Source organism: Janthinobacterium sp. SUN137 (assembly GCF_030587265.1).
GTDB lineage: Bacteria > Pseudomonadota > Gammaproteobacteria > Burkholderiales > Burkholderiaceae_D > Janthinobacterium > Janthinobacterium kumbetense.
Window position 1 is genome coordinate 885,826 of record NZ_JAPWHZ010000002.1, and the last position, 12,468, is coordinate 898,293.

The 12,468-nt window shown below is 63.3% G+C and carries 13 protein-coding genes; 7 read left to right on the plus strand and 6 right to left on the minus strand.

Going from position 1 to position 12,468, the window contains the following annotated elements; translation table 11 throughout:
• The first annotated feature begins 102 nt into the window (after positions 1-102).
• Positions 103-2,190: a 3-hydroxyacyl-CoA dehydrogenase NAD-binding domain-containing protein gene (locus tag O3298_RS12135; RefSeq protein WP_305059473.1), complete on the plus strand. Its 2,088-nt coding sequence runs from the start codon at positions 103-105 to the stop codon at positions 2,188-2,190.
• 45 nt (positions 2,191-2,235) lie between these two features.
• Here O3298_RS12135 and O3298_RS12140 read toward each other — a convergent pair whose 3' ends face one another.
• The 3 genes from O3298_RS12140 to O3298_RS12150 all read right to left on the minus strand — a co-directional run bounded on the left by O3298_RS12140 (position 2,236) and on the right by O3298_RS12150 (position 3,985).
• Positions 2,236-3,084 (minus strand): alpha/beta fold hydrolase, encoded by an 849-nt coding sequence (locus O3298_RS12140; RefSeq protein ID WP_305059474.1) that lies wholly within the window; start codon positions 3,082-3,084, stop codon positions 2,236-2,238.
• Positions 3,085-3,191: 107 nt separating this feature from the next.
• Positions 3,192-3,590, minus strand: a complete 399-nt coding sequence (locus tag O3298_RS12145; protein WP_099667886.1) for a VOC family protein — start codon at positions 3,588-3,590, stop codon at positions 3,192-3,194.
• Between the two features lie 101 nt (positions 3,591-3,691).
• A complete protein-coding gene (locus tag O3298_RS12150) occupies positions 3,692-3,985 on the minus strand; it encodes a DUF2798 domain-containing protein (protein WP_305059475.1) in 294 nt (97 codons plus the stop codon).
• A 97-nt stretch (positions 3,986-4,082) separates the two neighbouring features.
• Between O3298_RS12150 and O3298_RS12155 the strand changes: the two genes are divergently transcribed.
• Positions 4,083-4,988 carry a LysR family transcriptional regulator gene (locus O3298_RS12155; protein WP_251348622.1) on the plus strand — a complete coding sequence of 302 codons (906 nt, stop codon included), beginning with the start codon at positions 4,083-4,085 and terminating at the stop codon, positions 4,986-4,988.
• Here O3298_RS12155 and O3298_RS12160 read toward each other — a convergent pair.
• Positions 4,985-5,734, minus strand: coding sequence for a nucleotidyltransferase domain-containing protein (locus O3298_RS12160; RefSeq protein ID WP_305059476.1), 750 nt, complete (start codon positions 5,732-5,734; stop codon positions 4,985-4,987). The genes O3298_RS12155 and O3298_RS12160 overlap by 4 nt on opposite strands.
• Positions 5,735-5,927: 193 nt before the next feature.
• On the opposite strand from O3298_RS12160, the gene O3298_RS12165 reads away from it, so the two are divergent.
• A complete protein-coding gene (locus O3298_RS12165) occupies positions 5,928-6,128 on the plus strand; it encodes a hypothetical protein (protein WP_077404762.1) in 201 nt (66 codons plus the stop codon).
• A 97-nt stretch (positions 6,129-6,225) separates the two neighbouring features.
• Here the strand turns inward: O3298_RS12165 and O3298_RS12170 are convergent, their stop codons facing one another.
• Positions 6,226-7,926 carry an MFS transporter gene (locus O3298_RS12170; protein WP_289904891.1) on the minus strand — a complete coding sequence of 567 codons (1,701 nt, stop codon included), beginning with the start codon at positions 7,924-7,926 and terminating at the stop codon, positions 6,226-6,228.
• A 233-nt stretch (positions 7,927-8,159) separates the two neighbouring features.
• On the opposite strand from O3298_RS12170, the gene O3298_RS12175 reads away from it, so the two are divergent.
• From O3298_RS12175 to O3298_RS12190, 4 genes are all read left to right on the plus strand, one after another.
• Positions 8,160-9,338, plus strand: coding sequence for an acetyl-CoA C-acyltransferase (locus O3298_RS12175; RefSeq protein WP_305059477.1), 1,179 nt, complete (start codon positions 8,160-8,162; stop codon positions 9,336-9,338).
• 125 nt (positions 9,339-9,463) lie between these two features.
• Positions 9,464-9,766 carry a Dabb family protein gene (locus O3298_RS12180; protein WP_305059478.1) on the plus strand — a complete coding sequence of 101 codons (303 nt, stop codon included), beginning with the start codon at positions 9,464-9,466 and terminating at the stop codon, positions 9,764-9,766.
• 64 nt (positions 9,767-9,830) lie between these two features.
• Positions 9,831-10,832 carry an NADP-dependent oxidoreductase gene (locus O3298_RS12185; protein ID WP_369811558.1) on the plus strand — a complete coding sequence of 334 codons (1,002 nt, stop codon included), beginning with the start codon at positions 9,831-9,833 and terminating at the stop codon, positions 10,830-10,832.
• A 60-nt stretch (positions 10,833-10,892) separates the two neighbouring features.
• Positions 10,893-11,321, plus strand: coding sequence for a GNAT family N-acetyltransferase (locus O3298_RS12190; RefSeq protein WP_305059479.1), 429 nt, complete (start codon positions 10,893-10,895; stop codon positions 11,319-11,321).
• Between the two features lie 115 nt (positions 11,322-11,436).
• Here O3298_RS12190 and O3298_RS12195 read toward each other — a convergent pair whose 3' ends face one another.
• Entirely contained in the window at positions 11,437-12,447 is a 1,011-nt protein-coding gene (locus O3298_RS12195) for a ribose ABC transporter permease (RefSeq protein ID WP_099408562.1), read from the minus strand.
• Positions 12,448-12,468: the final 21 nt, after the last annotated feature.

Sequence of the window (12,468 nt, forward strand, 5' to 3'; positions counted from 1 at the left end):
ACAAAAATAATACGAGCGTTCTTTTATGCGGTATAGTGCAGCTTCATCCCTTGCAACCACCTCATCGCCAAGCAAAAACCTATAGACCAACAAGGAAGAGACATGAGTGCTGAATATCAAGTGAACGGCGCCGTTGCCGTCATTACCCTGGCCAACCCGCCCGTCAACGGCCTGGGCCTGGCGACGCGTACGGCCGCCGTGGCCGGCATCCGCCAGGCGCTGGCGGACGACGCCGTCAAAGCCATCGTCATCACGGGCGCCGGCAAGGCCTTTTCGGGCGGCGCCGATATCAAGGAATTCAATTCGCCCAAGGCGCTCACGGAACCAACGCTACATACCTTGATCAACGTCGTCGAGCAATCGACCAAGCCTGTAGTGGCGGCCATCCACAGTGTCTGCATGGGCGGCGGCCTGGAGCTGGCGCTGGGCTGCAACTACCGCGTGGCAGCGCCTGGCGCGCAGATGGCCTTGCCTGAAGTTAAACTCGGCATCTTGCCGGGCGCGGGCGGCACGCAGCGCCTGCCGCGCGTGCTGGGCCTGGAAATGGCCTTGAACATGATCGTCTCGGGCACGCCCGTGGCGTCGGAAAAACTGGCCGGCACGGCCCTGTTCGACGAAGTCATCGCGCCCGGCGCGGACTTGCTGGCCGCCGCCGTGGCCTTCGCCACGAAAGTGGGCGACGTGCGCCCGCTGCCGAAAGTGCGCGAGCGCAAGGTCGATTACCCGAACCACGAAGCGTTCCTGCAATTTTCGCGCAATACCGTGAAAGCCATGTCCGGCCCGTTCCCCGCACCGCTGAAATGCGTCGATGCCGTGGCGGCCGCCGTGACGATGAAGTTCGACGACGGCTTGAAGTACGAGCGCGAACTGTTCATGCAGCTGGTGCAGTCGCCGGAATCGAAAGCCCTGCGCCACGCCTTCTTTGCCGAGAGGATCGCCAGCAAGGTGCCCGACGTGCCGGCCGACACGCCCGTGCGCGCCATCGCCAGCGCGGCGATTGTCGGCGCCGGCACCATGGGCGGCGGCATCGCCATGAATTTCGCCAACGCGGGCATCCCCGTGACCTTGCTGGAAACGAAGCAGGAAGCGCTGGACAAGGGCCTGGCCACCATCCGCAAGAATTATGAAAACACGGTCAAGAAGGGCAAATTGACGCAGGACAAGGCCGAGCAGCGCATCGCGCTCGTTTCCGGCACGTTGGCGTATGCGGACATCGCGCAGGCGGACATCGTCATCGAAGCCGTCTTCGAAGAGCTGGGCGTCAAGGAAACTGTCTTCAAGCAGCTCGACGCCGTCATGAAGCCGGGCGCCATCCTCGCCTCGAACACCTCGACCCTGGACCTGGACAAGATCGCCGCGTTCACCCAGCGCCCGCAAGACGTGGTCGGCACGCATTTCTTCAGCCCGGCGAACGTCATGAAGCTGCTGGAAATCGTCCGCGGCAAGGAAACGGGCAAGGATGTGCTGGCCACGGCGCTGGCGCTGTCGAAAAAGCTGAAAAAGACGGGCGTCGTTTCCGGCGTGTGCGACGGTTTCATCGGCAATCGCATGATCGAGCAATACAGCCGCCAAGCCGGTTTCCTGCTGGAAGAAGGCTGCCTGCCGGAGCAGGTCGACAAGGCCGTCGAGAAATTCGGCTTTGCCATGGGCCCGTTCCGCATGGGCGACCTGGCCGGCAACGACATCGGCTGGGCCATCCGCAAGCGCCGCTATGTGGAAAAACCGGAAGTGACGTATTCGAAGACGGCCGATCTGCTGTGCGAACTGGGGCGCTATGGCCAGAAGACGGGCGCCGGCTGGTACGACTACAAGCCGGGCGACCGCAAGGCGTACGCCTCGGAACAGGTCAACGCCATGATAGTCCAGCACTCCGCCGACATCGGCGTGGCGCGGCGCAAGATCGGCGACCAGGAAATCGTCGAACGGCTCGTATATGCGCTGGTCAACGAAGGCGCGCGCATCCTGGAAGAGGGCATCGCCCTGCGCGCCTCGGACATCGACATGGTGTATCTGACGGGCTACGGCTTCCCGCTGTTCCGCGGCGGCCCGATGTTCTACGCGGACACGGTCGGCTTGCCGAACGTGCTCGATACGATCGCCGGCTATGCGAAAGGCCGCCATGGCGAAGCGTGGACGCCGGCGCCCCTGCTGGTGAAGCTGGCGGGCGAGGGCAAGGGCTTCAATAGTTGATGTTGGGCTGTTGAATGATAAAGGGCAGATTTCTCTGCCCTTTTTTTATTTCTTCTTCGCTACCATCTTGATCGCTTCGTTGACGATGACGGGGTTGTCCTTCTGGATGTAGTAGCCGGCGCCCGTGATGCGCTCGATGGCTGGCGCGCCGGACAGGCGCTGCCAATCCTTTTCCTGGGCCCGCACCACGTTTTCAAACGAGCCCATTTCCTCGATGCCAAACTTGTCGCGCACCAGCAGCATGGCGGGCACGCGCAGCGGGCTGCCCATGTCGACGTGCTGCAGACATTGCGTCTGGGCATCAAATTCGGCCGATTCCGTACTGTTGAACATCAGCTTGCGCCGCGTCTTGACGAGCATGGCGTAGGTGGATGCGTCCGTCTGCAGGCGGTTCCATTGCTGCGGGTGCGTGGGATCGAGCAAGACCAGGCCGGCCACGTCCTGCGGGTACAGCTTCGCATACACATACTGGTACAGCCCGCCCAAGCCATGGCCGACCAGCACATACGGCGGTTTCAGGCCCGCTTGCGCCAGCAGGGCGCGCTGCTGGGCGGCGATGGTGCACGGGTCGCGCGGCGTGGTGGTTTTCTTGCTGCCGCCGTAGCCGGGACGGTCGTACACGAGCACGCGGTGCTGCTTGGCCACTTCGGGCGCCACCTTGGCCCACACATCCTTGCCGTCGCCCATGGCCGACTGGAACACGACGGGCACGCCGCCCTGGCCGCTCACGGTGTAGGCGATGCTGGCGTCGGGCAGGGCGGCGGTAGCCGGCACGCCGGGCATGACCGGGGTCGATGGCAACAGGGAGCAGCCGGAAAAACAGCCTGCCAGCAGCAAGCCGGCGCTGGAGAGGAGCATGGTGCGCGCGGGGCGGCCGACGAATAGATGATGCATGAATCTCCTTCTTGGTGCAGGGACCGGGGACCGGTATGGCGTGCCAGCCATTATAGGCAAATCGTCACGAAGTGGAAATGCCGAACAGAGGTGGATTTCCCGTCCTGTCAGCCGGCGTCGGCGCGGTGGCAGACGGCTTCGATGCGGTTGCCGTCGGGATCGAACAAAAAGGCCGCGTAATAGCTGGCGTGATAGTGGCGCAAGCCGGGCGCGCCCAGGTCGATGCCGCCCTGCGCCAGCCCCGCATGCCAGAACGCTTCCACGGCCGCGCGCGAGGGGGCCTTGAAGCAGCAATGGCGGCGCGGCGCGTCGCCGGGCGCGGGGCCCAGCCGCACGGAAAAATAGCTGCGTTCCGGGTGTTCGGCATCGCTGCGCTCGCCATAGCCTATCCACGCATTGGCATGGTCGCTGCCCACCTTGGGCACGCCGAGCGCGGCGAAGATGGCGTCGTAGAAGCGCTCGGCGCGTTCCAGGTCGCTGACGGTGAGGGAAACGTGGTCGAGCATGGTCACTCCGCAGTAAAAACAAGGACGGCCATAGCATAGCCCGGATCAGGGCGGCCGGGGGCGGGAGTGACCGAGTGATACTGCCGGTGGCCGACTGCTGGTTAAGGGCGGCGGGCGCACGCACATGGCGCATCGGCCGCGCAGGCGGGGCAGGTCGGTGCCGGGCGCGCCAGCCGGGTGACGATATTGCGGCTGATGACTTGCACGCGGGGCGCGAACAGCATCACGGCGCAGAAGGCCACGGGCCAGGCGGCGAAGAACGCGTGGCGCCAGCGGGGCAGGAAGTCCGCCTGCAGGCCGATATTGAGCCAGGTGACCCAGGCGCTCATCAGCAGGGTCATGACCAGCGACATCAGGAAGGCAAATACGCAACGCAAACGCAGGGCTTCGGACATGGGACACTTTCAAAATGGTAAGGAAAGGGCAGCGTAACAACTTGCAGCAATCTATACTAGAGCCATATTTTTAATTTCAAATTCCGAAAATGCAATCATGCTCGATGATTTAGCCCTGTTTGTTTCCATTGTCGAGGCGGGCAGCCTGCATGCGGCGGCCGTCAAGGAAGACTTGCCCGCCGCCACCGTCACGCGCCGGCTGCAAAAGCTGGAAAGCCAGCTCGGTTACCGCTTGCTCAACCGCAGCGCGCGCCGCCTGCAGCCGACGGCGGAAGGCTGGCAATACTACGAGCAGTGCCGTCCCCTGGTCCATGCCCTGCGGCAAGCCACGCAGCAGCTCGACGCCAGCCTGTCGGCCGTCTCGGGCAGCATCCGCGTGCTGGCGCCCGTCAACTTCGCCAGCGGCTTGCTGACGCCGGCCTGGGTCAGCTTCATGCAGAAGTATCCGGACATCCGCCTGGAGCTGGAACTGTCGAACCTGCTGCAAGACCTGGTGGGCAGCGGCGCCGACCTGGCCATCCGCGTGGGCTCGCTCGACGACTCCTCGCTGATGCAGCGCCGCCTGGGCAGCGCCGCGCTGGTGATGGTGGCCGCGCCCGGCTACCTGGCGCGCGCCGGCGTGCCGCGCGACTTGCAGGAGCTGGAAAAGCACGAGCTGATCGTGGCCGAACCGCTGCGCACCTGGCGCTTGCGGCGGCCCGGCGACGGCGCCGAAATGGTGATCGAACCGCAGGCGCGCCTGCGCGTGAACGAGATGCGCCTGGCCGTGGAGATGGCCGATGCGGGCATCGGCATCCTGCTGTGTCCGCTTCTGCAATGCCGCGACGAAGTGGCCAGCGGCAGCCTGGTGCGCGTGCTGCCCGACTGGATGCCGCAGCCCCGCCACGTGTACGCCGTGTGGACGCAGCGGCGCTACCTGCCGGCCCGCGTGCGCGTGCTGCTCGAGCACCTGGCGGCGTTTGCGGCCGGCAATCCGCTGTTGAACGACGAGGCCGGCGTCTAGCCCGCCTGTTGCTGCGCCAGCCACTGCGTGAACTGGCGCAGCGCCGGCGCAAAGCCGCTGGCCGGCGCGGCGCCGGGCCTGGCCTGGGCAAGAAAATAGGCCGCCTGCGCCTGCATGGCGGGATAGCGGCGCAGCAACAGCGCGACATGCTCGTCCAGGCTGGCGGGCCAGCCGGGATCGCCATCCTGGCGCAGCAGGTTGCAGGAACGGATCAGCTTGCGCGACGCTTCGCGCTGCAGGCGGGCGATGGCGGCAAGGTCGCGCTCGTCATCGAGGCGCCGCGCATAATCGTCCAGCACGCGGGCAAAGTCGCCATTCACGGCCAGGGCGATGGCGCGCGAGGGAGAGAAGGGCGCAAAGTGCGGCGCCAGGTCCTCGCCCCACAGGCAGCGGCACTGGTGCTTGAGCCAGTAGCCCCAGCTGTACAGGTGCTCCGGCGCCAGCACCTGGGCCCGGTGGCCGATATCGAAATCGATTTTCAGTACTTCCCGGTGGCGTGCCTGCAGGGCCAGGCGCAGCGCTTCCAGCGTTTCCCGCTGCGGCGGCGTGGGCGGCTGGCGCAGCACCAGGGTCAGGTCGAGGTCGGACACGCCCGGCGTGGCATCGCCGCGGGCGATGCTGCCGTACAGGTATATGCCGTCCAGCAAGTGACCGGCGTGCGCAGCCAGGCTGGCGCAGACGTCTTGCAGCAAGGCGTCGAAATGCTGCTGCAGCGGGCCGCAGGGGGCGGGGGCGATGGTCGGCATGCCTGGGGACGAATCCGGTTGGAGAAACTTCCACCATAGCATGCAGTGGCGCGCGCGCAGGTAATCCTTTCTAATAAGTAATACCGAGCGCTTGTACTTTTCGCCAGGATCGCGTTAAGATAAAGCTGCCCGCTTATCCAGTGGGCAATCTGGTGTTTTTCGCGCAATCCCGTCCCTATCCATGAGAGTAGCAATGAAATATCTGATCATTCCCTTCTTGCTGGCCATTACTGGCTGTGAAGTACTGTATGACGCAAACCGGGACAAGATCGGCGAGTATTGCAACAGCCTCAATAATTTTGACGACCGCAACGCCTGCCGCAAGCGCAACCAGACCAGCTACCAGGAATACGTGCAGCAGCGCGACCAGCTGAAAAAGAAAAACGACAAGTAAGCCTGCCGCCATAGACGCCACATAAAAAAACGCCGCTGACCAGTCAGCGGCGTTTTGCTTTGCGGACCCCGGTCTTGCGGCCGGGGCCGGCATCCATTTAATCGTCGGCGTAGATATTGTTGTCCTTGGTTTCCTTGACGAACAGGGTGCCGATCACGACAGTCGCCAGGGCGACGACGATCGGATACCACAGGCCATAATAAATGTCGCCCTTGAAGGCCACCAGCGCGAAGGCCGTGGTCGGCAGCAAGCCGCCGAACCAGCCGTTACCGATATGGTAGGGCAGGGACATCGAGGTGTAGCGTATACGCGTCGGGAACATTTCCACCAGCATGGCGGCGATCGGGCCATACACCATGGTCACGTACAGCACCAGGATGAACAGCAGCAAGACGACCATCGGCTTGTTGATCTGGTCCGGATCCGCTTTCGCAGGGTAGCCCGCTTCCTTGATGCCGGCGCCCAGTTCTTTCTTCAGCGCCGCTTCGTGGGCCTTGCTGTCCGCATCGAAGTTCAGGCCGTCGGCCGTCATGACGGCGTTGAACGAGCTAAATTCCTTCGTACCGATGCGCACCTTGGCGATGCTGCCGGCCGGCGCGTCTTCCTTCGTGTAGTTCACCGAGCTGTTCGACAGGAAGCCCGTGGCGATGTCGCACGACGATGGGAACTTCTTGGTACCCGTCATGTTGAACTGGAAGTGGCAGGAAGCCGGATCGGCGACCACCACCACTGGCGAGTTCTTCAGTGCTGCTTCCAGCTGCGGGTTGGCGAAGTGGGTCAGGCCGTTGAAGATCGGGAAGTAGGTAGCCGCGGCGATCAGGCAGCCGCCGAGGATGATGTACTTGCGGCCGATGCGGTCGGACAGGCTGCCGAAGAACAGGAAGAACGGCGTGGCCAGCAGCAGGGCGACGGCGACGAGCACGTTGGCCGTTGCCAGATCCACTTTCAGGGTCTGGATCATGAAGAACAGGGCGTAGAACTGGCCCGTGTACCACACGACTGCCTGGCCGGCCGTCAAGCCGATCAGGGCCAGGATGACGATCTTCAGGTTCTTCCACTTGCCGAACGCTTCCGTCAGCGGGGCTTTCGAGGTCTTGCCCTCGGCCTTCATCTTGGCAAACGCCGGCGATTCATTCATGGCCAGGCGGATCCATACGGAAATACCCAGCAGGATGACGGAGACCAGGAAGGGAATGCGCCAGCCCCACGCCTCGAAATCCTTCTCGCCGGTCGCCAGGCGGGTGCCCAGGATGACCATCAGCGACAGGAAGAAGCCCAGGGTTGCCGTCGTCTGTATCCACGCCGTGAACGCGCCGCGCTTGCCTTCAGGCGCATGCTCGGCCACGTAGGTGGCTGCGCCGCCGTACTCGCCGCCCAGCGCCAGGCCTTGCAGGATGCGCAGGATGACGAGGATGATCGGTGCGGCGATGCCGATGGATGCGTGGCCCGGCAGCAAGCCGACGATGAAGGTGGAGCCGCCCATGATCAGAATGGTGATCAGGAAAGTGTACTTGCGGCCGATCATGTCGCCCAGGCGGCCGAAGACCAGCGCGCCGAACGGACGCACGATGAAGCCGGCGGCAAAGGCCAGCAGCGCAAAGATGAAGGTGGTGGTGGGGTCGCCGATGAAGAATTGCTTGGCGATGATCGATGCCAGCGAACCGTACAGGTAAAAATCGTACCATTCAAAGACGGTGCCCAAGGAGGATGCAAAGATGACCTTGCGTTCCTCTGGCGTAATCGGCGTTCCTTTGGTGGAAATTTTCCGTACGTCGGCAGAGCCGGATGGTGATGCCATGGTTTGTCTCCCTATGTTTTATAGTGAACCATTGCCGCGGTCTTTTTGACCATTCTTGCAACAGCTGGAGGCGAGTGTGTTCTCCGAACCTTACGTCATGCTTGCTTGAAACTTACAGCAAGCTTACAAGTTGCCATTCATTTCAACTTTGCGAACGACCGTACTTAAATGTGCTATTCTGATTCCGCAGATCTATCACCCGACCATATAACATTCCCACAAGGAGACACAGCATGAATGAAGCCGTCATCGTATCGACCGCCCGCACGGGCCTGGCCAAGTCCTGGAAGGGCGCGTTCAACATGACGCATGGCGCCACCCTGGGCGGCCATGTGCTGGCGGCCGCCGTCGAGCGCGCGCGCATCGAAGCGGAAGAAGTGGAAGACGTGCTGGTCGGCTGCGCATTTCCCGAAGGCGCCACGGGCGGCAACATCGCGCGCCAGGTGGCCTTGCGCGGCGGCTGCCCCGTCACGACGGCCGGCATGACCGTCAACCGTTTTTGTTCCTCGGGCTTGCAGGCCATCGCCCTGGCGGCGCAGCGCATCATCGCCGGCGAAGGCGATATCTATGCGGCTGGCGGCGTGGAATCGATTTCCTGTGTGCAAAATGAAATGAATACGCATATGTACCGCGACGTCTGGCTGCAGCAGCACAAGCCGGAAGTGTATTGGCCCATGCTGCAGACGGCTGAAACCGTGGCCAAGCGCTACCAGATCTCGCGCGAGCGCCAGGATGCCTACGGCGCGCAAAGCCAGCAGCGCGCCGCCGCGGCCCTGGCTGCCGGCCTGTTCGATGCGGAGATCGTGCCGATGACCACCATCATGGGCGTGGCCGACAAGGCCAGCGGCATGCTGGTGTCGCGCGAAGTGACGATCTCGGCAGACGAAGGCATCCGCGCGGACACGACGTACGATGGCGTGGCGAAGATCCGCCCGGCCATTCCGGGCGGCGTCATCAGCGCCGGCAACGCCAGCCAGTTTTCCGATGGCGCGGCTATGGCCATCGTCATGAATGCGAAAGTGGCCGAAGCGAAAGGCTTGCAGCCGCTGGGCATCTTCCGCGGCTTCGCCGTGGCCGGCTGCGAACCCGATGAAATGGGTATCGGGCCCGTGTTTGCCATCCCGAAGCTGCTGAAAAAGGCGGGCTTGACGGTAGCCGACATCGGCCTGTGGGAACTCAATGAAGCGTTCGCCGTGCAAGTGCTGTACTGCGCCGACACCCTGGGCATCCCCATGGACCGCCTGAACGTGAACGGCGGCGCGATCGCCGTCGGCCACCCGTACGGCGTGTCGGGCGCCCGCCTGACGGGCCACGCCTTGATCGAAGGCAAGCGCCGTGGCGTCAAATACGTGGTGGTGACCATGTGCATCGGCGGCGGGCAGGGCGCGGCCGGGCTGTTCGAAGTGCTGTGATATAGGTAAACCTGGTCCGCGGGCGGCTTCCAGGGCCGCCCGTTTGCATTTCGCGCCCTGTTCCTGCAAGACGCGCCGATAGCGGTTACAGTAATGCTTCATTAATAAACAAGCAGCCTGCCGCCATGATCAAGCACATCGTTTTCTGGAAACTCAAAGACCACGCCGAAGGCGCCGACCGCGCCACCAATGCATTGAAACTGAAAGCCCTGCTCGATTCCTGCTCGGACCTGGTGCCGGGCATATTGAAATTCGAGGCAGCCGTGGCCCAGCCGGGCCTGGAAGCGACCTACGACATCGTGCTGTACAGCGAATTTGCCAGCCGCGAGGCGCTCGACGCTTACCAGTACCACCCCGAGCACGTGAAAATCAAGCCATTCTTTGGCGCCGTGCGGGAAGCCAGACAATGTATGGATTATGAGATCTAGTCTTTACGCAGCAGACACCTTGTTCATCAGCATGTAACTCTCTCACTTTATTGACAGGAGCATCATGACCACCTACCAACGCATCGTCCTCGCCTCGCGCCCCGCCTCCAATGAGGAAGTGCAGCCGGCACATTTCCGTTTGGAAACCAAAGAGATTCCCGCCATCCAGGATGGCGAATTGCTGGTGCGCAACCAGTACCTGTCGCTCGACCCTTATATGCGCGGACGCATGAGCGCCAATAAAAGCTATGCGGCGCCGCAGGCGCTCGATGAAACCATGATAGGCGGCACGGTGGGCGTGGTGCTGGAATCGAAGCATCCGAAGTTTGCCGTGGGCGACACCGTCGTGGGCACTTTGGGCTGGACGGAAGTGGCCGTGTCGGACGGCACCATGCTGCGCAAGGTCGATACGACGCACATTCCCGCTTCCGCCTACCTGGGTTCCGTCGGCATGCCGGGCATGACGGCGTGGTATGGCTTGAACCAGATCATGGCGCCGAAAGCGGGCGAAACGGTCGTCGTGTCGGCGGCCAGCGGCGCCGTGGGCAGCGTCGTGGGGCAGTTGGCGAAATTGAAAGGTTGTCGCGTGGTCGGCATCGCCGGCGGCGCGGACAAGTGCGCGTATGTGGTGAATGAACTGGGTTTCGACGCCTGCGTCGACTACAAGACGGGCAGCTTGGCGTCCGACCTGGCGGCGGCCACGCCGGACGGCATCGACGCCATCTTTGAAAACGTGGGCGGCGCCATCTTCGATGCGGCCCTGGCGCGCACCAACGCGTTTGGCCGGATCGCCGTGTGCGGCTGGATCGCCGGCTACAACGGCGAACCGACGCCGCTCGACAATGCGCGCCTGATCCTCACCAACCGCCTCACCGTGCGCGGCTTCATCGTTTCCGAGCAGCCGGAATTCTGGCCGCAAGGCTTGAGTGAACTGGGCACGCTGGTGGCGACGGGCAAGCTGAAATTCCGCGAATCCGTGGCTGACGGCCTGGCCAGCGCGCCGGAAGCGTTCATCGGCCTCTTAAAAGGGCGCAACTTCGGCAAGCAACTGGTCAAGCTCAGCTGATCTCTCTGTGGAAAGGCAGGTCGTGCGACAATTGCGGCCTGTCTCTTTCTACATTACACCATGACCAAGCACACCATCCGCCTCGGCGACTGGGCCACCCTGGGCCCTGACGCCACCGCCATCCGTTTTGAAGTTTTCGTCGATGAACAGAAAGTGCCGGCCGAGATCGAACTCGACGACATGGACGCCGTCTGCCTGCACGCCGTGGCCTACGACGATGCCGGCAACGCCATCGGCACGGGCCGGCTATTGCCTGACGGCCACATCGGCCGCATGGCCGTGCGCCAGCCGGGCCGCGGCACGGGCGTGGGCGGCGCCATTTTGACCTTGCTGATGGACAAAGCCCGCGAACGGGGCGATGCCGCCGTGGTGCTGAACGCGCAAACCGTGGCCGCGCCATTCTATGCGCGCCACGGTTTCGTGCAGCAGGGGGAAGTATTCGAAGAGGCGGGGATTGCGCATGTGGAAATGCGGCTGGTGCTGACTTAATCAGCGAATGCTGGAGTGCCCCGCACGGCGTTCAGGGCAAGGCGCATTGCCGAAGACAGTACGAATAGTACGGCTAGGCAATGCAACGCAGCCATGGACGTCGTGCGGAGTGCTCCTAGTTCTGCGCGTGCGACTGGCGCCATTTGTCGAGAATCACGGCCAGCACGATCACGACACCCTTGGCTACATACTGCCAGAACGACGACAGGCCCAGGATCGTCAAGCCATTGTTCATCACCCCGATGATCAGGGCGCCGATGACTGTGCCCCAGACGGAACCCACGCCGCCCATCAGGCTGGTGCCGCCCAGCACGACGGCCGCGATGGCATCGAGTTCATAACCGGTACCCCAGTTGCCGTTGGCCGCATACAGGCGGCTGGCCGACATGGCGCCGCCCAGGCCCGCGAACAGGCCGCTGATCGTGTAGACAAACATCAAGACGAGACCGACCTTGATCCCCGTCAAACGGGCCGCCTGGATATTGCCGCCGACGGCATAGATATGCAGGCCCAGGGTGGTCTTGCGCAAGATGAACCACGTCAGCACGACGACGGCCGCCGCCAGCCAGATCAGCCAGGGCACGGCCAGGAAGCTGCCGTTGCCCATCCATTCGAAGCTGGGGATTTCCGTGTTCAGCACGCTGGTGCCATCCGCCAGCAGGTAAGCGGCGCCGCGCAGGGCCGTCATGGTGCCGAGGGTCACGACGAAGGGGTTCAGGCCGACGAGGGCCACCAGCACGCCGTTCAGCGCGCCCAGCAGCAGGCCGACGATGAGGAAGGCGGGAATCGAGAAGCCGGCGAACTGCGCCGACAGCGACATCAGCATGCCTGCCACGGCCGAGACGGCCAGCACGGAGCCGACGGACAGGTCGATTCCGCTGGTCAAAATGACGAAGGTCATGCCGGACGCCAGCACGATGTTGATCGACACCTGGCGGAAGATGTTCATGGTGTTATTGCTGGTCATGAACGTGGACGTGCCGTCGGCCGAGAAATACACGGTCAAGCCATACATGGCCAGATAGAGCACCACCAGCACGGGCAGCATGCCCAGGCGGCGCATCAGGTTCGAGGCATTGAAGGGTTCGCCGGCGCGCGCGGCGCCGCGGGTGGTGCTAGTTGTCATCATGAGTCTCCTGAATGATTA

Excerpts from the sequence above, each read along its gene's own strand:
- O3298_RS12145 (WP_099667886.1), bottom strand. The coding sequence starts at position 3,590 with ATGCTCGACCACGTTTCCCTCACCGTCAGCGACCTGGAACGCGCCGAG.
- O3298_RS12185 (WP_369811558.1), top strand. The coding sequence starts at position 9,831 with ATGACCACCTACCAACGCATCGTCCTCGCCTCGCGCCCCGCCTCCAAT.
- O3298_RS12190 (WP_305059479.1), top strand. The coding sequence starts at position 10,893 with ATGACCAAGCACACCATCCGCCTCGGCGACTGGGCCACCCTGGGCCCT.
- O3298_RS12175 (WP_305059477.1), top strand. The coding sequence starts at position 8,160 with ATGAATGAAGCCGTCATCGTATCGACCGCCCGCACGGGCCTGGCCAAG.
- O3298_RS12160 (WP_305059476.1), bottom strand. The coding sequence starts at position 5,734 with ATGCCGACCATCGCCCCCGCCCCCTGCGGCCCGCTGCAGCAGCATTTC.
- O3298_RS12195 (WP_099408562.1), bottom strand. The coding sequence starts at position 12,447 with ATGACAACTAGCACCACCCGCGGCGCCGCGCGCGCCGGCGAACCCTTC.
- O3298_RS12155 (WP_251348622.1), top strand. The coding sequence starts at position 4,083 with ATGCTCGATGATTTAGCCCTGTTTGTTTCCATTGTCGAGGCGGGCAGC.
- O3298_RS12180 (WP_305059478.1), top strand. The coding sequence starts at position 9,464 with ATGATCAAGCACATCGTTTTCTGGAAACTCAAAGACCACGCCGAAGGC.
- O3298_RS12165 (WP_077404762.1), top strand. The coding sequence starts at position 5,928 with ATGAAATATCTGATCATTCCCTTCTTGCTGGCCATTACTGGCTGTGAA.
- O3298_RS12150 (WP_305059475.1), bottom strand. The coding sequence starts at position 3,985 with ATGTCCGAAGCCCTGCGTTTGCGTTGCGTATTTGCCTTCCTGATGTCG.
- O3298_RS12170 (WP_289904891.1), bottom strand. The coding sequence starts at position 7,926 with ATGGCATCACCATCCGGCTCTGCCGACGTACGGAAAATTTCCACCAAA.
- O3298_RS12140 (WP_305059474.1), bottom strand. The coding sequence starts at position 3,084 with ATGCATCATCTATTCGTCGGCCGCCCCGCGCGCACCATGCTCCTCTCC.
- O3298_RS12135 (WP_305059473.1), top strand. The coding sequence starts at position 103 with ATGAGTGCTGAATATCAAGTGAACGGCGCCGTTGCCGTCATTACCCTG.